This window comes from Streptomyces sp. NPDC048644 (assembly GCF_043199105.1).
Lineage (GTDB): Bacteria > Actinomycetota > Actinomycetes > Streptomycetales > Streptomycetaceae > Streptomyces.
The window spans coordinates 59,697-79,647 of record NZ_JBICVO010000012.1 but is presented as its reverse complement, the minus strand read 5'-3'; the positions used below and the strand labels follow the sequence as shown (position 1 = coordinate 79,647).

7 protein-coding genes are annotated in these 19,951 nt (G+C 72.1%); 3 read left to right on the top strand and 4 right to left on the bottom strand.

The genetic code is table 11. From position 1 onward, the window contains the following. Window positions 1-82 precede the first annotated feature (82 nt). The 3 genes from ACGFNI_RS25345 to ACGFNI_RS25335 all read left to right on the top strand — a co-directional run bounded on the left by ACGFNI_RS25345 (window position 83) and on the right by ACGFNI_RS25335 (window position 8,667). Window positions 83-4,981, top strand: coding sequence for a DNA repair ATPase (locus tag ACGFNI_RS25345; protein ID WP_393686939.1), 4,899 nt, complete (start codon window positions 83-85; stop codon window positions 4,979-4,981). A 175-nt stretch (window positions 4,982-5,156) separates the two neighbouring features. Next, window positions 5,157-7,208 (top strand): APC family permease, encoded by a 2,052-nt coding sequence (locus ACGFNI_RS25340; RefSeq protein ID WP_393686938.1) that lies wholly within the window; start codon window positions 5,157-5,159, stop codon window positions 7,206-7,208. A gap of 130 nt (window positions 7,209-7,338) precedes the next feature. Next, complete coding sequence (locus tag ACGFNI_RS25335) at window positions 7,339-8,667, top strand: class I SAM-dependent RNA methyltransferase (RefSeq protein ID WP_393686937.1); 1,329 nt, start codon at window positions 7,339-7,341, stop codon at window positions 8,665-8,667. Between the two features lie 588 nt (window positions 8,668-9,255). On the opposite strand, the gene ACGFNI_RS25330 is transcribed toward ACGFNI_RS25335, so the two are convergent. The 4 genes from ACGFNI_RS25330 to ACGFNI_RS25315 form a co-directional block, all read right to left on the bottom strand. Further along, window positions 9,256-11,403 (bottom strand): DEAD/DEAH box helicase, encoded by a 2,148-nt coding sequence (locus ACGFNI_RS25330; RefSeq protein ID WP_393686936.1) that lies wholly within the window; start codon window positions 11,401-11,403, stop codon window positions 9,256-9,258. 53 nt (window positions 11,404-11,456) lie between these two features. Further along, entirely contained in the window at window positions 11,457-12,818 is a 1,362-nt protein-coding gene (gene brxD / locus ACGFNI_RS25325) for a BREX system ATP-binding protein BrxD (protein ID WP_393686935.1), read from the bottom strand. Between the two features lie 70 nt (window positions 12,819-12,888). Continuing rightward, entirely contained in the window at window positions 12,889-15,828 is a 2,940-nt protein-coding gene (gene pglZ / locus ACGFNI_RS25320) for a BREX-2 system phosphatase PglZ (protein ID WP_393686934.1), read from the bottom strand. After that, complete coding sequence (locus ACGFNI_RS25315; protein ID WP_393686933.1) at window positions 15,828-19,724, bottom strand: phage resistance protein; 3,897 nt, start codon at window positions 19,722-19,724, stop codon at window positions 15,828-15,830. The genes pglZ and ACGFNI_RS25315 overlap by 1 nt, the downstream gene beginning before the upstream one ends. Window positions 19,725-19,951 lie beyond the last annotated feature (227 nt).

Here is a 19,951-nt window from a genome sequence, read left to right as displayed (position 1 = left end):
AGCGGGCCGCGGGGCGGCGGCACGCGGCGGGTCAGCCGCGTGCCCGCCGCCCGTACGAAGTCAGCAGGGAGTGGGACAGCACGTGAACACCGACAACGCGCAGCACACACCGTCCGCCACGCAGGCGGCGGACCCGCCGGGCGACGGCGTACCCGACGGCACCTACGAGCTGCTGCGGGACCGGCTCGCCGCAGCCGCCGACGACCTCGCCACCCGGGCCGGGACGCTCAACTCCCGCCGGATCGAGGCATTCGGCACCGCCGCGCAGGAACTCCTGGTCACCGGCAGGCTGCACACCGCCGCGGCCTGCCTGCCCCGCGACCTCGCCCAGGTCGGCGGCCACCTGCTGTTCGGCCACCACCCGCCGGTCACCGACGGCACCCCCACCGCCGTCGCCGACGTCCTCGCCCTGCACCGCCTGACCGGCGACCACATCGAACCCGCGGAGCCCGGCGCGCTGCCCGGCCTCCTCGACGACCCGCGCTTCCTGCACGACTTCGACGAACTGCACCGCTACTACCGCCAGGCCCGCCTGCTCCAACTGCGCCGCACCGACAGCCTGTTGCTCGCCGTCTTCCGCACCGGCGACCGGCCCACCGACCTCCGCGCCCTGCGCTGGCGGATCGCCGCCGACGGCACCCCCGCCTACCTCGACGCCAAGGGCGAACGCGACCTCGCACCGCCGCCCCCGCACGACGTCACCTGGACCCCCGCCACCCGCGACGACCACGTCCCCGGACGCCACCCGCACATCGCCGTCCAGGACACCGTCTACGTCTCCACATCGGGCGGCGCCCTCACCCTCAAGGCCGACAACGACACCGGCACCGCCGACGGCATCCACCGCGAACCCGTCGACGAACCCCTCCAGTCGCTCGCCGACGCCGAGGTGGCGCACGCCCGCGTCGGCCCGCTGATCCTGCTGCGGGTGCGCCCCTACAAGGAGACCGCCGACCGGCACCTCGTCTACCACACCCGCACCCGCACCGCCGTCCGGATCGACGCCATCGGCCAGGCGTGCCGCGCCCTCCCCGACGACCAGGGCATCGTCTTCCCCGGCGGCTACCACCTCACCGGCGGTGCCACCAAAACGTTCGACACCCCCGCCGCAGGGCTGGAGTTCGCCCGCGCGGTCCGCTCCCCGAACGGCGAGGACGTGCTGTACGTCTTCCAGGACCGCGCCGGGGGCCGCACCCTCCTGCTCCCCTACAACGTCATCCGCGAGGAGGCCGCCGCCCCGCTCACCGCCCGCGGCTACGCACTCTTCGACGACGGCACCCTGGCCGTACTGCGCGACGGGGGCCCGGAGCCCGCCCGCGTCCACCCCGTCCAGATCTGGCGCACCCCCTTCACGTCCGACGCCCACGCGGCGGCCGGCCCGCAGGGCGAGGGGCCACTGGCCCGCATCGGCAACGCCGAACTCGTCCGCGGCATCTCCGACATCCTCGCCGTGGCCCGGATGACGGCCACAACGCAGCCGTCCGCCGCCGTCCACGACGCCATCACCGCCGCCGCCACCCGCGCCGCCGACACCCACCACTGGCTCGCCGACCCCGAACTCGGCGCACCCGCCGAGCCGTTGGCGACCGTACGGGCCACCGCATCCCGGATCACCGACGAATTCGCCCGGGTCACCGCGCTCCGCGAACACGCCGCCGCGCAGCTCGCCGACGCCGAGACCCGCACCACCGCCCTGGTCCGCGAAATCCGCGCCGACCGGCCCGACTCCGCCGACACCTGGGTCCGCCACCTCGCCGCGCTCCGCCACGCCCAGGGCCACCTGGAGAGCCTGCGCGAGACCCGGCACATCGACACCGCCAGGATCGACACCCTCACCGCCGCACTCGCCGACGACACCGCCGCCACCGGCCGCCGCGCCGTCGCCTTCCTCAGCGCCGACGACGCCTTCACCGCCACCCACCGCGCCGTCGCCGCCCTCACCGAGCAGGCCGCCGCCATCGGCTCCGCAGCCGACGCCGCACCGCTCGCCGCCCGCATCGACGAACAGGCCGAAGGGCTGCGGATCGTCACCGACGTCGTCGGCACCCTCGACCTCGCCGACACCACCGTCCGCACCGCCGTCCGCACCGCCGTCCTCACCCGCACCGGCGACGTCCTGGGCGCCGTCAACCGCGCCCGCGCCACCCTCGAAGCCCGCCGCCGCACCCTCGCCGACGCCGAGGGCCAGGAGGAGTTCGCCGCCCACTTCGCCCTCATCGGGCAGGCCATGGCGGGCGCGCTGGCCGACGCCGCCACCCCGGAGGAGTGCGACGAACAGCTCGGCAGGCTGCTCCTCCAGGTCGAGAACCTCGAAGCGCGCTTCGCAGGACCCGACGACGGCGCCGCCACCGGCGATGACGACCGCATGGCGCGGATCGCCGCCCGGCGCGAGGAGATCAGCGAGGCGTTCGCCGCCCGCAAACAGGCCAAGATCGACGAACGCGCCCGGCACACCGACCGGCTCGCGGAATCCGCCGACCGGGTCCTGGCCACCGTCACCCGCCGGGCCGGCGCCCTCGCCACCGCCGACGAGGTCCACGCCTACTTCGCCGCCGACCCGCTGGTCGCCAAGGTCCGCGCCACCGCCGAGAAGCTGCGCGCCCTCGCCGACCCCGTACGGGCAGGCGAACTGGAGGGCAGGCTCGCCGCCGCCCGCCAGGAAGCAGGCCGGGCGCTGCGCGACCGCGCCGACCTCTACGACACCGCCGGCACCCTCCGCCTCGGCCGGCACCGCTTCGCCGTCAACACCCAGCCCCTCGACCTCACCCTTGTCCCGCACGAAGGCCGCCTCGCCTTCGCCGTCACCGGAACCGACTACCGCGCACCCGCCGACGACGACCGCCTCACCGCCGACCGCGCCTTCTGGGACCAGCCGCTGGCCTCCGAATCCCCCGCCGTCTACCGCGCCGAACACCTGGCGGCCCTCCTCCTGGACCGGGCCGAAACCGGCGAGGACGGCCGCACCCTGGAGGCGCTGCACGCCGCGGACGCCGACGGCACCCTGGCCGGCCTCGTCGGACACGCCGCCCAGGACCGCTACGACGAGGGCTACGACCGCGGGGTGCACGACCACGACACCACCGCCGTGCTCGCCGCCCTGCTGCGGCTGCGCGCGGACGCAGGACCACTCCGCTTCACCCCGGCCACCCGCGCCACGGCCCAGCTGTTCTGGCACCACGGCACCGACCACACCACCCGCACCCTGTGGACCACCCGCGCGCACTCCCTGGCCCGCGCCCGCGCCCGCTTCGGCCGCCGCGCCGACACCGACGAACTGGCCGCCGAGCTGACGTGGGCCACCGCCCGCTTCCTGACGGACACCGGCCTGCCGCCCGCCGACCCGGCACCCGACCCCCACGACCCGGCAGGACCCGGCGGCTACCTCGTCGACGAACTGGCGGCAGGAAGCCCGCACTTCGCCACCGGAGCCGCCGCCCGCACCCTGCTGGCCGGCTTCCGGCAGGCACTCGGCGGCCCCGGATCCACCGCCGTCAAGGAATTCGCCGAGGACCTGCGCGCCCTCGGCGACGACCTCGCCGCCCGCCACCACCTCGTCACCGCCTGGCTCCGCGGCTACGCCGACGACCGCGGCGCGCCCCACGACGACCTCGCCGAGGCCGCCGCCATCGAACTGTGCGGCCCCGACCTGCCGCGCCGCGACATCGACGCACCCGTCACCACCGTCGTCAGCGGACTGCTCGGCAGCCACCCGCGGATCCACCCCGACGGCACCCTGCCGCTGCGCCTGGACGAATTCCTCGCCCGCACCCGCGCCTTCCGCGCCACCCGCGTCCCCGCCCACCGCGCCTACACCCGCCGCCGCACCGCCCTCCTCGCCGCCGAACGCCGCCGGCTGCGCCTGGACTCCTACCGCCCCCACGTCCTGCCGTCCTTCGTCCGCAGCCGCCTCATCGACGAGGTGTACCTGCCGCTCATCGGCGACAACCTCGCCAAGCAGCTCGGTGCGGCGGGCGACGCGCGGCGCACCGACAGCCAGGGCCTGCTGCTGCTCCTGTCACCGCCCGGCTACGGCAAGACGACGCTGCTTGAGTACGTCGCCGCCCGCCTCGGCCTGGTCCTCGTCACCGTCGACGGGCCCGCACTCGGCCACGGCACCACCTCACTCGACCCGGCCGCCGCACCCGACGCCGCCGCCCGCCGCGAGGTGGAGAAGATCTCCTTCGCGCTGGAGATGGGCAGCAACGTCCTCCTCCACCTCGACGACATCCAGCACACCTCGCCCGAACTGCTCCAGAAATTCATCCCGCTCTGCGACGCGCAGCGCCGCATGGACGGCGTGTGGGACGGCGAGGCGCGCAGCTACGACCTGCGCGGCAAACGCTTCGCGGTCTGCATGTCGGGCAACCCGTACACCGAGTCGGGGCAGCGCTTCCGGCTGCCTGACATGCTCGCCAACCGCGCGGACGTCTGGAACCTCGGCGACGTCCTCACTGGCAAGGAGGACCTCTTCGCGCTCTCCCACATCGAGAACGCCCTCACCGCCAACCCCGTCCTCGCCCCGCTCGCCGCCCGCGACCGCACCGACACCGCCCTGCTGGTACGGCTCGCCCAGGACGACCCGGCCGCCCGCGCCGACCAGCTCACCCACCCCTACGCCCCGGAAGAGCTGGCGCAGATACGCGCCGTGCTGCGCCGGCTGCTGCGCGTGCGGCGCACGGTGCTCGACGTCAACCGCGCCTACCTCGCCTCCGCCTCCCAGGCGGACGCCACCCGCACCGAACCGCCGTTCCTCCTCCAGGGCTCGTACCGCAACACCAACAAGCTCGCGGCGCGCCTGGTGCCCGTGATGAACGACACGGAGGTCGACGCGCTGATCGACGACCACTACCGGAGCGAGGCCCAGACCCTGACCGGCGGCGCCGAGGCCAACCTGCTCAAGCTCGCCGAGATCCGGGGCCGCCTCACCGGCGAGGAGGCCCGCCGCTGGCAGGAGGTGAAGGCCACCTGGCGGGCCCACTGAGGCCCTGGGGCGCCACCGCGTCGGCATCCGGCGGACGACTCGTGCAGATCGTGTGCAGGTGGTGCGGGCCCGGCGGGCTCCCTGCCAGGCAGGGCGGGGACACCCCGTGACGGGCCGCCCACCCGGAAGGGAGGCGGGTGGGCGAGGACCTTGACGAAGGCTTAGCATCCTCTGCGTGTCCAAACTGACCGACGTGCCCAAACGCATCTTGATCGGGCGCGCACTGCGCAGCGACAAGCTCGGCGAGACCCTTCTCCCCAAGCGCATCGCACTCCCCGTCTTCGCCTCCGACCCGCTCTCCTCCGTGGCCTACGCGCCGGGCGAGGTGCTGCTGGTGCTGTCCGTCGCGGGCGTGTCGGCGTACCACTTCAGCCCGTGGATCGCGGTCGCCGTCGTGGTGCTGATGTTCACCGTCGTGGCGTCGTACCGGCAGAACGTGCACGCCTACCCGAGTGGCGGCGGTGACTACGAGGTCGCCAACACCAACCTCGGCCCCAAGGCCGGTCTGACCGTGGCCAGCGCCCTGCTGGTCGACTACGTCCTGACCGTCGCGGTCTCCATCTCGTCCGGCGTGGAGAACCTCGGCTCCGCGATTCCGTTCGTCGTCGAGCACAAGACGCTCTGCGCAATCGCCACCATCGTGCTGCTGACCTTGATGAACCTGCGCGGCGTCAAGGAATCGGGCAAGCTCTTCGCCATCCCGACGTACGTCTTCGTCGCGGGTGTCTTCATCATGATCATCTGGGGCGCGTTCCGCGGCCTGGTCATGGGCGACTCGATGAAGGCCCCCACCGCCGACTACACCATCCACGCCGAACACCAGGGCCTGGCCGGCTTCGCCCTGGTCTTCCTGCTGCTGCGCGCCTTCTCCTCCGGCTGCGCGGCGCTCACCGGCGTCGAGGCGATCAGCAACGGCGTGCCCGCCTTCCGCAAGCCGAAGTCCAAGAACGCCGCCAGCACCCTCGCCCTCATGGGCGGCCTGGCCGTCACCATGTTCTGCGGCATCATCGCGCTGGCCATGGCCACCGACGTCAAAATGGCCGAGTCCCCGGCCAAGGACCTCCTGCACAACGGCGTCCCGGTCGGCTCCGGCTTCACCCAGGACCCGGTCATCTCGCAGGTCGCCGCCGCGGTCTTCGGCAGCGGCTCGTTCCTCTTCGTCGTGCTGGCCGCCGCCACCGCCCTGGTCCTCTTCCTCGCCGCCAACACCGCCTACAACGGCTTCCCGCTGCTCGGCTCGATCCTCGCCCAGGACCGCTACCTGCCGCGCCAGCTGCACACCCGCGGCGACCGGCTGGCCTTCTCCAACGGCATCGTGCTGCTGGCCGGCGCCGCCGCGGTACTCGTCTACATCTACGGCGCCGACTCCACCCGCCTCATCCAGCTCTACATCGTCGGCGTCTTCGTCTCCTTCACGCTCAGCCAGATCGGCATGGTCCGGCACTGGAACCGCCACCTGCGCACCGAGAAGTCCGTCGCCGCCCGCCGCCGGATGCACCGCTCCCGCGCGATCAACGCGTTCGGCGCCACCTTCACCGGACTCGTCCTGATCGTCGTGCTGCTGACGAAGTTCACGCACGGCGCCTGGGTTGCCCTGCTCGGCATGGTCATCTTCTTCGTCACGATGACCGCCATCCGCCGGCACTACGACCGGGTGTCCGACGAGATCGCCGCCGATGACACCCCCGACGACGACGTCGTCCGCCCCTCCCGGGTGCACTCCATCGTCCTGGTCTCCAAGGTGCACAAGCCCACCCTGCGCGCCCTGAACTACGCCAAGCTGATGCGCTCCGACGCCCTCGAAGCGCTCAGCGTCGACGTCGACCCGGCCGACACCAAGGCGCTGCGCGCCGAGTGGGAACGCCGCGGCATCGAGGTCCCCCTCAAGGTCCTCGCCTCCCCGTACCGCGAGATCACCCGCCCGATCATCGACTACGTCAAGTCCCTGCGCCGGGAGAGCCCGCGCGACGCCGTCTCCGTCTACATCCCGGAATACGTCGTCGGTCACTGGTACGAGCACCTGCTGCACAACCAGTCCGCCCTCCGCCTCAAGGGACGCCTCCTCTTCACCCCCGGCGTGATGGTCACCTCCGTGCCCTGGCAGCTGGACTCATCCGAGGCGGCCAAGCTGCGGGCCCGCAAGCGCGCCGAGTGGAACGCGCCGGGTGCCGTCCGCCGCGGCCCGGTCACCCAGCCGAAGAAGGACAAGGCGGCCACCAAGAAGTAGCGGCCCCGCCGGGCGTGCGGCGTCCGCGGCACCGGGCACGGCACGACGGCACGTAGAATCGAAGGCTGTCGTCCCGCCGTACCCGGCCGCGGCCCCGCCGCGCCACCCCCACCTTTGGAGCTTCGCCGCCATGCAGACAGAACCCGAGAAGTCGCTGGTCGGCGCGGAGTACGAGGTCGAGGTCGGTCCGGTCGCGCACGGCGGCCACTGCATCGCCCGCACCGAAGGCGGCCAGGTCCTCTTCGTACGGCACGCACTCCCCGGCGAGCGGGTCACCGCCCGCGTCACCGACGGCGAGGAGGGCGCCCGTTTCCTGCGCGCCGACGCCGTCGAGATCCACACCCCCTCCAAGGACCGCGTCGAGGCGCCCTGCCCCTTCTCCGGCCCCGGCAAGTGCGGCGGCTGCGACTGGCAGCATGCCGCCCCCGGCGCCCAGCGCCGCCTCAAGGGCGCGGTGATCACCGAGCAGCTGGAGCGGCTGGCCGGCCTCACCCCCGAGGACGCCCGCTGGGACGGCACCGTCGAACCGGCCCCCGGCGACAAGGTCGCCAAGGGCGAGGTCCCGGCCTGGCGCACCCGCGTCCAGTACGCCGTCGACGCCGAGGGCCACGCCGGCCTCCGCAAGCACCGCTCCCACGACGTCGAGCCGGTCACCCACTGCCTGATCGCCGCCGATGGCGTCAAGGAACTGGGCATCGAGAACCGCACCTGGCCGCAGATCGCCTCCGTCGAAGCCATCGCCGCCACCGGCTCCCACGACCGCCAGGTCATCCTCACCCCCCAGCCCGGCGGGCGCCTCCCCCTCGTCGAACTGGACAAGCCCGTCTCGGTCCTCCGCGTCGACGAGAAGGACGGCGGCGTCCACCGCGTCCACGGCCGCCCCTTCGTCCGCGAGCGCGCCGCAGGCCGCACCTGGCGCGTCGGCAACGGCGGCTTCTGGCAGGTCCACCCGAAGGCCGCCGACCTCCTCGTCGAGGCCGTCATGCAGGGCCTGATGCCGAAGAAGGGCGACATGGCCCTCGACCTCTACTGCGGCGTCGGCCTGTTCGCCGGAGCCCTGGCCGAACGCGTCGGCGACAAGGGCGCCGTCCTCGGCATCGAATCCGGCAAGCGCGCCGTCGAGGACGCCCGCCACAACCTCCAGGACCTCGACCGCGTCCGCATCGAACACGGCAAGGTCGAGTCGATCCTCCCCCGCACCGGCATCACCGAAGCCGACCTCGTCGTCCTCGACCCCCCGCGCGCCGGCGCCGGCAAAAAAACCGTCACCCAACTCACCGCCCTCACCCCCCGCCGCATCGCCTACGTGGCCTGCGACCCGGCGGCCCTCGCCCGCGACCTGAAGTACTTCCAGGAGGCGGGATACGTGCCGCGGCGGATGCGGGCGTTCGATCTGTTTCCGGTGACGCATCATGTGGAGTGTGTGGCGATTCTGGAGAAGGCGGGCAAGGGGGCCTGAGCTGCGGTTTTGTGAGGGCGAGCTGAGATTCGACGTCTTTCCCTGAAGGAAACAGTTCGAGGCGTGACGGCTTGGCTCTGTGGGCTCTGGCCTCGGCTTTTCCGGCGCAGTGGCTGATTGTCGCCTGGTCTGCGGACGGGGTGTCCTGGAAGTCCTGACGCTGAAACGATGCTCGTTCTGACGGGCTTGCAGGTGGGGTCGTACGTGGGCGCGGGTGGCTTGCAGTGGGCGTGAGCCCTCGTACTGCAGATGTTGAACCAGATCCTCGGCCGTGACGCGGCAGAGGCGCCGCGTGCACACGAGGCAGGCTCGGCGGCAGGTCCGCAGACTCGGCGAGGAGGCGCTGCCCGCGCTTCCGTCCGCCTACGACGACTACGAGGCATTCGACGACCTGCTGGCCGTCGCCGTCCGGGAGGAGCAGCTGGCCCCCGGCTGTCGTCGAGGATGCAGCCAGGTTGGGCCCTGCGCAGGAAGAGTTCTCGCGGGCCTCACCGGCCGAGGCCCGGCGGGCGTGGCAGAGGTGGCAGCGATGCCCGGAGGAGAGGAGACCTGGGGCGGCAGCGGAACTCACGCTGTCAGGAGCGGAGTTCACATCCCCCATTCGAGCCGTACCGGCTCTCGCGCCGTGGCCAGTGCCCCGTCGAAGTCGGCGAGGCGTTCGGCCAGTGTGGCGGTGGCCACGCGTGGCGGGAGGGCAGCCGAGAACTTCAGGCCGCGGACGGCGCGCGGGTCGACGGTGGGCAGAGTGAGGGCGCCCGGGAGTTCGGCGCGGGCGGATTTCCAGTCGGCGGGGGAGAGGTCCTGGCGCAGGCGGAGATGGGTGTCGGAGGGCCGCTGGACGGGATCGGCGAGGTTGCCGAGGGAGGCGGCGAGGGTCGCATTGGCGCGGTAGCCGGCCCAGGTCCACCAGCGTGTGGCATCGGCATCGCGGACCACGAGAGTGCCGGCCGGGTGGACCTCGTGAGGAGCGCGATCGGTGCGCAGCTCGGCGAGGGAAGCGGTGGCACGGCGGGTGAGCCGGACGTCGGGGTCGGTGCCGAGGAGGACGTCGCGCATGGCGCGGGTCACAGCGAACGAGAGGCCGCGGGCCTCGCTGCCCTGCCATTTGGCCACACCGCCGTCCTCGACGGGTTCGACGAAGGCACGGCGGCGGGCCCAGTCGATGAACGTGACCTGCCAACTGCGCCCGGCAAGCAGCAGACGGCGCGGGCCGGGGCGTTCCTCGGTGAGCACGGTGGGGTCGGTGGTGCCGATCTCGGTGCGCCCGGTGAGGACGGTGAACTCGGGCGGCGCGGTGAAGGAAGCGGTGAGTTCCATGAAGTGGCGGCGGCCGAAGTGCTTCTCGGCCTCGGGGCCGATGAAGAGCATGCCATCGTCGCTGTCCAGGAAGCCCTCGTCGATCAGGTGCTTCAGGAGCGGGGCGGCCGACCGATCGAAGGGCGCGAGGCCGTTCCACCGGGCCGGCCAGAGCCGGTCGCCGATGCGGTGCTCCTGCAGGGTGAGCGCGAGCAGCTGCTGGGCGACGAGGTGACGGGGTGACGGTGGCGGCGTGACGGGCTCGACCCAGCCCCGGGCCCAGAGGGTGAGCAGCCCGGCGGCCTGCAGCAACGTCTCGGGCCGGGTGGCGAGGAAGAGGCAGTTGCGAGCGGTGCCGGTGCGGCGGCCGGTGCGGCCGATCCGCTGTAGGAACGAGGCGACGGTGCCGGGGGAGTCGATCTGGATGACGCGGTCGAGGTCGCCGACGTCGATGCCGAGCTCCAGGGTGGAGGTGGACACGATGACGCAGTCGCGCGCCTCGGCGAACGCCTGCTCGGAGCGGGCCCGTTCATCGGTGGAGAGTGAGGCGTGCGAGAGGAACACGGTGACGTCGCGGGCCCGGAGCGCCGCACCGAGTTCCTCGACCTGCTTGCGGGAGTCGCAGAAGACCAGACGCTTCTCGCCGCGGTGCAGGGCGGAGATCACCTTGGCGGCGTTGGCGAGCGAGCCGACGTAGTCGAGTTCGATGTCTCCCGCGGGCCTCGGCAGCGGGGTGTTCCCGGACGTGTCCGGAAGGGTGATGCCGGGCGCGACGACCCGTCCCGGGCGTTCGGCGGGGCGTGCCCCCTGCAGCCATGTGAGCAGTGCGTCCGGGTTGCCGACGGTGGCGGAGAGCCCGATCCGCTGGATCCGGTGACCGGCCAGCCGCTCCAGCCGTTCGAGCACGGCAAGCAGGTGCCAGCCCCGGTCGTCGCCCGCGAAAGCGTGCACCTCGTCGATGATCACGGCACGGACCCGGCCGAGCATGTGCGTGTGGTCGGTCTTGACACTGATCAGCATCGCTTCGAGCGACTCGGGTGTGGTGAGCAGGAAGTCGGGCGACTCGGTGCGGATGCGGCGGCGTACGGACTCCGGGGTGTCGCCGTGCCAGAGCGCGGCGCGGCGGCCGAGCCACTGGGCGTAGGTGTCGACGCGGTGGACGAGGTTGTTGAGGAGGGCTTTGAGTGGGGCCAGGTAGAGGACGGATGTGCCGGTCCAGTGCTGTTCCCGCATGGCGGACAGGGCGGGGAAGGTGGCGGCTTCCGTCTTCCCGCCCGCGGTCGGCGCGAGCAGGATCGCGTCCTCGCCGTCCATCAGTGGTTCCACGGCGGTCTTCTGCAGGGGGCGCAGATCAGGCCATCCGAGAGTGTTGACGATGTGGTGTAGGACGACCGGATCGAGGCGTTCGAGTGGGTCGGCGCCGGGCGGCTGGTCCTGCACGTGGGTGGCTCCCTGCGCTTGGTCTTCCGGGAACGGGAGGGGAAGAGGACAGATCAGAGGTCGAGATCGAGGTCGTCGGCCGACGCGGCCGCCGGTGGCGCGGCGAGGTTGCGTTCGGTGGTAGTGAGATCGCCGCTGCCGAGGGTCAGTTTGTAGTGCATACGCGGATCGAAGTCGTCGAACTGATCGATCCGGTCGAGTATGTCCCCGACAAGCTTCTTCAGGTACAGGCGCGGTGCCACTCCGACTTTCCCGCCCAGCGCCCCGCCCACGGTCCTTGCCAGGTCTGCAAGGTACGCGTCATCGGCGAGCCGCTTGATCCGCTCGGCGGAGTCGGGGGAGGAGACGCCGTCCGCGTACAGGTCGCGGATGGTGGCGCCCAGACCGGTCAGGGACTCCTCGGTGAATCCAGGAAGCCGGATCTGCACGGCACGCGGGTTGTCGAAGCGCGGGTCGGTGGTGAAGTCGGTGGCCAGGCGCTGGGCGAGCGGGGCGAGACGCTGGACGCCCTGCTGTCCGTCGTAGAAGGCGGGCGTGCCGGTGATGACGAGGTAGAGGCCGGGGAAGCGGCCGGAATGAACCTCGTCGATGAGCTGGCGTAGGGAGTTGAGGGCTTTGTCACGGGCGTCGGAGCGGACCCGCTGCAGCGTCTCCACCTCGTCCAGGACGAGGACGAGCCCGGCGTGCCCCGCGTCCTTGAGCATGGTCAGCAGGCCTTGCAGGAAGCCGAAGGCGCCGAAGTGGTCGAGGTCGCCGCGGACTCCTGCGCTGCGACGTGCGGCAGCGGCGACGTGCGGCTGGCCGCCGAGCCAGGCCATCACCGCAGCGGCGGTCGCCTCGTCGCCGGCGTCCAGGGACTGCTTGTACCCGCGCAGGGCGGTGGCGAAGGCGGGGGCCTGGCGGGACACCTCGGCAAGGCGGGCGGTGAGTAGTCGGTCCACGGCCTGCGGCAGTTCGCTCTCGGTCGCGCCGTCGGCGAGCGCGTCCTCCTCAAGGGCGTAGAACCAGGCATCGGCTACGGGCCGCAGGGCGCTGGGCGGGAAGCTTGCGGTGGTCAGGCGTTCGGTGAGCCGCCGGTAGACCGTCTCCAGCTTGTGCAGCGGGGTCTCGGTCTCCGACACCTGTACCTCGGCCACGGCGAAGGTGCGCCGCTTGGCGCGCTCGCCGAGCCAGCGGGTGAAGAAGGTCTTGCCGGAGCCGTACTCACCGCGCACCGCCTTGAACACCGAGCCGCCGGCGGCGACGGTGTCCAGTTCCTCGTCGACTGCCAGCTCGAAGCGGCCCAGGCCGGTGGCGAGCAGGTCGAGGCCGCTCTCGGGGACGGCGCCGCGCCGCAGCGCGTCCACGACGGCGCGGCGGCGTACGGCGCCGACGGGTGCACCGGCACGAGGGGCTGAGGATCCGAACGCGTTCACCCGGACAGTCTCCCATCAGGGAGGTCGCCGGACCGCCGGAATGCCGGCGGACGGATCCGGTTCGTCGTGCTCACGGGGTATGCAGTCCGAACTGTTCGATCAGCTGGGCCCGGTGCAGGCGCAGGGTGCGGTTGTCGGGGAGGATCTCCAGGATCTGGGCGCCGTCGTAGTTGAGGAGCTGGGCCAGGGTCGCGGCGAAACCGGGGGCGCGGCCGGCGGACTGGCCCGCGCGTTCGGCCAGAGCGGTCATGGGCAAAGTGCCCGCTTCGACGAGGGCGACCAGCGCCTTGGGCAGGACGGACGGATCCCGCGGCTTCCGGGCGAGCAGGTCCAGCTGCGCCGCGTACAGCTCGGTGGCGACGAGCCGTTCCACGAGCGCGACGGCAGGCGGCTGGGCCGGGGCGGAGGGTGCTTCGGTCTCCGGTGCGGGGCCGACGGGCTTCTGAGGTGTGAGAGGCGCGAGTTCCTCATCGCCGAAGAGACCGATGACTCCCTCTGTCACGGGCGGGGCGGCCTTCCTGGACTGCTTGGGGCGCGGACGCGACGGCGTGGCGAGGGAGGCAGCGGTGCCGGACGAGGTGACGGCCTCGGCGCCGGATTCCGTCTCGATGCCCGTCTCATCCGACCACCACAGCGGAGCTGGATCGCCCAACTCCCGCCATCCTTCCGGTGGTTCAGTGCCGAAGGGCAGCAGGGCGAGCAGCGGGATGGTGAATTCGGCAAGGGTCGCGCCGCCGTGGTAACCCGCCTTGAGGGCGGTGTACCGGGCGTCGTGGTCGCGCAGAGAGACGATGCGCGAGCCGGGCTCCGGCCAGACCACCCGCGGCCCGGCCAGTGCGATCTCGGCGGGTGCGACCGGGCCGCCGGGGTCGCGGTGGCGGGCCGAACCGATGGTGCCTGCGGGCGCGTCGAGCTTGCTGCCCCGCCGTTCCATGACATGGCCGTGGTCGGAGGTCAGGAGCACGGTCATGCCGTTCGCACGCGCGGCCCGCAACAGCGGCTCGAGACCGCCGACCTCCTTGGTCTGCCAGGCGCCGTCCCCGAGCTTCTGTTCCTTGGCAAGCCGGTCGTCGACGGTGTTGAGGACGACGGCGACATGCATGCGCTCGTCGGCGAGGGCCTCACCGAGGGCGGTGGAGAAGGGCGAGCCGGTGTCGGGGCCGCGCAGGTCGTCCTTGTGGAAGACGGCCGCCGGGGCGCCCTGCCAGCAGGAGTGCTGAGGGAAGAGCCGCTTCTCGTCGTCCTGGTCGCCCTTCATCAGAGTTCCGGTCAAGAGCGAGGTGCGCGAGACAGCGGTGAGTGTGGGCAGCGCTGCTGCCACGGCACGCCGCACAGGTTCGCCGTGAGCCCCGGGAAGCGGGTCGAACTCGGCCCACTGCTCGCGCAGTTCCTGCCCCAGCTCGGCCGCTATGGCCGCGCTCATCCCGTCCAGGAGCAGCAGCAGGACCCGGCGCCCCGGCTCGGCGACGACCGGCGTGATGACTCGCGTCAGGAGGGACTCGACGGTGAGCAGGGAACCGGGGGAGCTGCCGTCCGCCGTCCACACCGCGAGCCGCTCGCTGAAGGCGTGGTCGAGCGTGCGGCGGGTCCGCCGCACCTGGTCGCCGATCCGGCTGTACGCGGCGGCGAGTACGGAGTCGGGGTCGCCGCCCGCCTCCAGGTGTTCCAGGGCGCGGTCGGCCCAGCCGAGTTCGCGGATCTGGCGGTCCGTCCCGTCGTTCACCGACTCGATCTCGTCCGACGGGTTCCCGGCCAGCCACCGTTGCAGCCGTACGGCCATCCGGACCCGCTCGATCCGGGCCCGGGTCTCGCCGTCGCCGGTGGCAAGAGCGTGCGCGCGGAGCGCAGCGACGGAGTCCGTGACCGCCTCGGTGGAGCCGCCGGTCAGCGCGTGACCGGCCTCGGTGAACCGGGCGTCGAGCCCGGCGGGCAGGAGCGGACTGGCGGTGGCGGCTGCCTGCGCCCCGAACTGGGCGACCAGCTGTGCGGCCCGGGTCAGCACCGGGTCGGCGAGACGGCGCTCGTCCCGGTGGACGAGATCGCGTACGTATGCCTCGCCGCTGCGGGCGAAGGAGGCTAGGAGCCGGTCGAGTTCGTCGCCCTGGGCGGGCGGCTGCTCGCCGAGCCACCGTTCGGCCCGGCCGCGCGCGCGGTACAGGTCGTGGTCGGCCTCCGCGTGTCCCCACAGGGCGGCGCAGACCACCGCGTACGCAGCTGCGTCGGGGCCGTGCTCGGCATCGACCAGGGCGGTGATCACCCTGCCTGTGGAGCCGCCCTGTTCGGGTGCGGCGAGGAAGTGGGCGAGGCCGGCCTTCTCCGGTCCGCGTAGCTCGCGCAGGAGGTCCGGGCCGCCAGGGGTGAGGGTCCACCGGAACAGGGCGACGGGGTCGACTCGGTCCGACTCTCCCGGCAGGACGCGCCCCGCCGATGTGTCCCCGCTGCTGTCGTCGAGGCGGAGACGGCGCCGGGTCAGCCGGGTGAGGGCCTCGTCGCGGGAGAGCACGCCTCTGCCGATCGAGCGCCAGCCCCGGGTGCCCGCCGCGTCCAGGAGCGCCTCGGCCGCCCAGGTCTCGCCGCGCAGGCGGGTGTCGAGGCCGCTCGCGCCGAACGCCTCCTGCACGACTTCCCAGTTGTCGACGGACCTGATGCGGCGACTGTAGACGCGGGCGAGCAGACCGGGGTCGAGCTCGGTGTTCTCCCGGTCGGTGAGGACGACGAGGACACGCGGCTCCGGCGGGACCTGCGCCTCCAGGTGGTCCAGGATCTGCTCGTGCACCGCGAGGACGGACGGTGCGACAGCCACCCGCACCTGCGTCCCGCCCACCGTCGGCTGCACGGCAGCCCCGTCCCACTGCGGGGCAGCCCGCAGCAGCATGACGCGGACCGCGCCGTCGCAGAGCTTGCTGCGCGCGGCGATGAACTGGCGGACCGTGCTCACGGACAGCCGGGCGGGATCCGCAGCTGTGGGCCCCGGCCCGGTGGCGGGTGCGATGGTGATCGTGCCGGACATCAGTCGACGACCTTCCAGGTGACCTCGACGGTGGCGTCGGGGTGGGCCACGGCGAGTGCCGCGATCTCGGCCTGCAGCTGCGCAGTCGCCCGGGCGGCCGTCGTCCGACCGCCACCGGAGCGGGCCACCGGGAGGGCCGGATCACGCGGCGTGGGCGGCGGCGTCGGCAGCACCTGCGGATGAGCGGAGCCGCCGTCCAGGGGCACCGTGTCGGAGCTGGGTGCCGGGGCGGTGGGCTGCTGCGGGGCCGGTGGCGGACTCTGCCGGGACCGCAGCAGTGCCATCACCTCCCGGCTGCCCTTCTTCAGCACGGCCGGCAGGTCGGGGTAGTCGCCGGGGTCGCCGGCCGCGGCGTCGCGCACCCGCTCCAGGATCGCCGCACCGTCCCGGCCAAGCGTGTCGGCCAGCTCCAGCTGTTCGCCCCAGCTGGTGTTCTGCAGCGCATCGGCCACTGCCTTGGCACTGGTCAGCGACATGCTGTACCGGTGCGCGGTGAAGGCACCGAGGTCGAAGCCGGCCAGCCGGTCCACCACGGCCTTGGCGCCGAGGTTCTCCGCCCGCACCGCGTCCACCAGCTCCTGGGCCCGCCGGGCGAGCACGAGGCGGGGCGAGGCGTCGTCCAGGTGCAGGAAGCTGCGGTGCTTCTCCAGCTCCGTGACGAGCCGTTCCGCATCGGTGGCGAACGCGTTCGCGGCCTTGCGGATCTCGCCGGCGAACTGGTTCACGATCCGCCCACGCCGCAACTGCGGTGCGGGCGTGCCGAACACCGTCTCGTACCGCTTGCGGGCCTCCGCCCAGTCCGCCTCGGTGGGCAGCGGCTGCTCCCGCAGCGCGTAGTCACGCTTCAGATCGCTCGGCAGCGGTGCGGGCTCGACCGCGACCCCGCCGCGCACCCACACGCGGTCGGACATTTCCGCGTACGCGGCGGCGAGCAGCCGACGCAGCGGCTCGGGCAGGCCGCGCGGGTCGGGCTGGTCGCTCCAGTCGGCGAGCTTGACCAGGGTCGGCTCGGCGACCCCGTCCCGCCGGGCCTGCGCGTTGAAGTGGTCGAGCCAGGCGTTGGACTGCCGGTAGTACGCCTCCTGCATCACACCGAGCTTGAGGCCGCCCGCGATCCGCGCCATGACCTTGCGGTCCTTGGACTCGACCTCCACCTGCCCGTCACGGTCCTCGGCGGCCTTGCGCACGTACTCGAAGACGGTCTTGATCTCGGCGGCCCGCAGCGGCTTCCCGGTGCCTTCCGGATCCAGGTCGGGGTGGGCGGGGAACTGGTGGGCGAGCAGCTTCCCGGACAGCTGACGTGCGGCGTCGTCCATCTGCGCGCCGATCGGCAGCTGCAGGTCCGCCACCTGCTGCTGAGCCTCCAGGTGGTTGCCGAAGCCGAGGTCGACGACGCCTTCCTGCTTCTGCGCGAGTCCGTACGCCTGCTTCAGAGCGCCCAGGACGCGCTCGGTGAGGACCTCCCGCTGCGACTGCAGCATGCCCTTGGCGCGGGCCTTGTCGTCGGCGTTGAGACTGCGCGCGAACTCGGAGTCGAAGCGGGCCTCGTCGGACAGTGCCTTGTCGATGACGACGAGACGTTCGAAGTCGCCGCGGGTGGCGTCGGTGAGATGAGTGGGCAGCCAGGCCAGGGTCCGCGAGTCGCCGCCTGTCTTCTCCTGCAGCGTACGCAGCCGCTGGAGGTCGTCCATCGGCCCGAACTCGCCCTCGTCGTAAGGGAAGTCGACGACGAGCCGCCAGGCGTCCTCCTGGCTGGGCCGCAGCGCCGCGTCGGAGAGCGAGTCGACGTCGGCGACGTTCCCGAAGACCACCTCGACCTGCCGCTCGGTGCCCTTCCACACCAGGTCGAGTGTGTCGTACGGGTCGAACCCGCCGGTGCCGTCGGTGACGCCGAGCGCCTCCTTGAGCAGGGTGCGCATCTTGGTCCGGCGGTTGCCCAGGTTGTTGTGGACCTGGGCGTTGGCGAGCACCGCGTCGAGGTCGACACCGGTCAGTTCGAGGCGGACGACCGCGCCGGGACCGGTGCCGGCGACCTTGATCTCGGGGAAGGTCGCCGCCCATTCCTTCGCCTTCTGCTCCAGGCGGCCGATCTCGGTTCCGGCGATCCGGGTGGTGATGGACCCGTGGTTGAGCGCATTGAGCCGGGCCAGGGTCAGGTCGGACAGGGCGGGGACGCTCGGCGCGAGCGCGGAGAGGAGCAGCGTCTGGATCAGTTGGCTGTCACCGGTGAAGTCCCGGCAACGGGCCTTCAGCTGCGGGTCGTTGATCGTCTCCGGGCGGCGCCTGTACGTCTCCACGTCGTCCTCGGTGACCTGGTTGGTCTTCAGCAGGTACGGGCGCAGCTTCTCGCGGTACAGCTTGTCAGCCGCCTCGAAGTGGACGCTGGTCTCGCCGCTGAACGCCTTGTCGCCGCCGCCGACGATCGCCGGGTACAGATCGCCGAGCGGTACGAGTTGGCCGAGCCGCCAGTCGTCCCGGTGGTCGACCAGGAGCTGGCTCATCAGCTTCAGGCCGGTGCGGGAGCGCTGCAGCGCCCCGGAGATGTGCACCAGGGTGTCCATGAACGCCGGCGGGAAGGGGTACGTGCGCCGGAAGGCGTCCTCGTCCGCGCCGGTGGTGGAGTCCTTGTGGCCGAGCAGGGTCTGCCAGACATCCGGGCCGAGCTTCTTGGCGTCGTCGAAGGCCGCCGCGACCTTCGCCTCGGCCTCGTCGTCGACGGGATGCAGCAGACGGGCCTGCGCGATCGTCGGCAGGTTGCGGTCCTCCAGGACGATCGAGTCGTACCGGCCGCCGTTGAGCTTCAGCGTGTCCTGCACGGCGGCCTCGGCGGCGCCGGACATCTCCTCGCCGACCAGCTCGCGCAGGTCACGCTGGCGGGCGATGAACGAGACGACGGGGATGGCGCGGCGCTCGTCGGCGCCCTCCACGAAGTTGGTGACCTTGCCGGCCTCGCGGCCGAGCGCCTTCTGGTCGTGGATGAGGGTGGCCAGCCACAGGATCAGCTCGTCCATGAAGAGGACGAGGCCGTCGTAGCCGAGGTCCCTGGCGTGCGCGGCGATGATGCCGAGTCCCTTGTCCAGGGAGACGAAACCGTCGGCGTTCTCCGAGGCGTTGCGGGCGAAGGACGGGAAGAGGGTCTTGGTCAGGTCCTGGACGAGCCGGGCCCGCAGCTCCTGCGGGGTGGTCGGGTTGTCCAGGTCGAAGCCCTTGGTGTTCTCGTGCTCCTCCTGTGCGGCGACGGCCCGGTCGAGCAGTTCGGTGGTCCAGGCGAACGCCTCGCCCCATTCGTCGCCTTCGCCGCTGTCCGCCTCGGCGAGCTGCGCGATCACACGGTCGTCGCCGCTGCCACGGCGATGGGCGGCGAAGTCCTCGAAGAGGCCGTCGGTCAGATAGACCTGCGGCAGATCGCAGCCGGGGTGCACCTTGCGTACGTGCTCCACGTACTTGCCGAGAATGCGCTGCTCAAGGGACTTGGCGCCGAGCATGTGGTACGGGACGAGGAGGAACTTGCGATCTCCCGCGTCCAGCCAGGAGTGGTGGGCGCGGACCGGGTCGAGGCCCGTCTTGGAGCGGGCGGCCTGGTGTCCGGAGAGCAGGGCGTAGAGCACCGCCATGAAGTGCGACTTACCGGAACCGAACGAGCCGTGCAAATAAGCAGCCTTGGAGGAGTGGCTGTCGAGCGCGGACTTGATCAGGTCAAGTGCCTCGTCGAAGTTGCCGCGCAGACGGTCGGTGACGACGTAGTCCCGCAGGGCCGCCTCGGCGCCCTCGGGGGTGACGGCCTCGCCGAGCTTCAGCACGAAGTCGGAGGTCGATACCCGCTCCGGAATGTCGATCAGCTCGCGGAGGAGGGGCCGGTCCTCGGGTCGAGGGGTGTTCCTACTCATGAACGCCATGGTGTCTCTGATACTCCTCGCCCGGCCGGTCCTTCAGCTCGATCAGGAACTGAGCTGCCCGATCAATCGTAAAGGGCGGTACTGACAGTGGGCCGTGCGATGCGCGGCAACCGTGCAACACGGCGCATTACGGTTTGGGGTATGGCTACGAAGACGCGTTTTGGCATCAGCATGGACCCGGTGCTGCACGCGGCGGTCAAGAAGCCTCCGAGGCGCTGGGCCTCGAT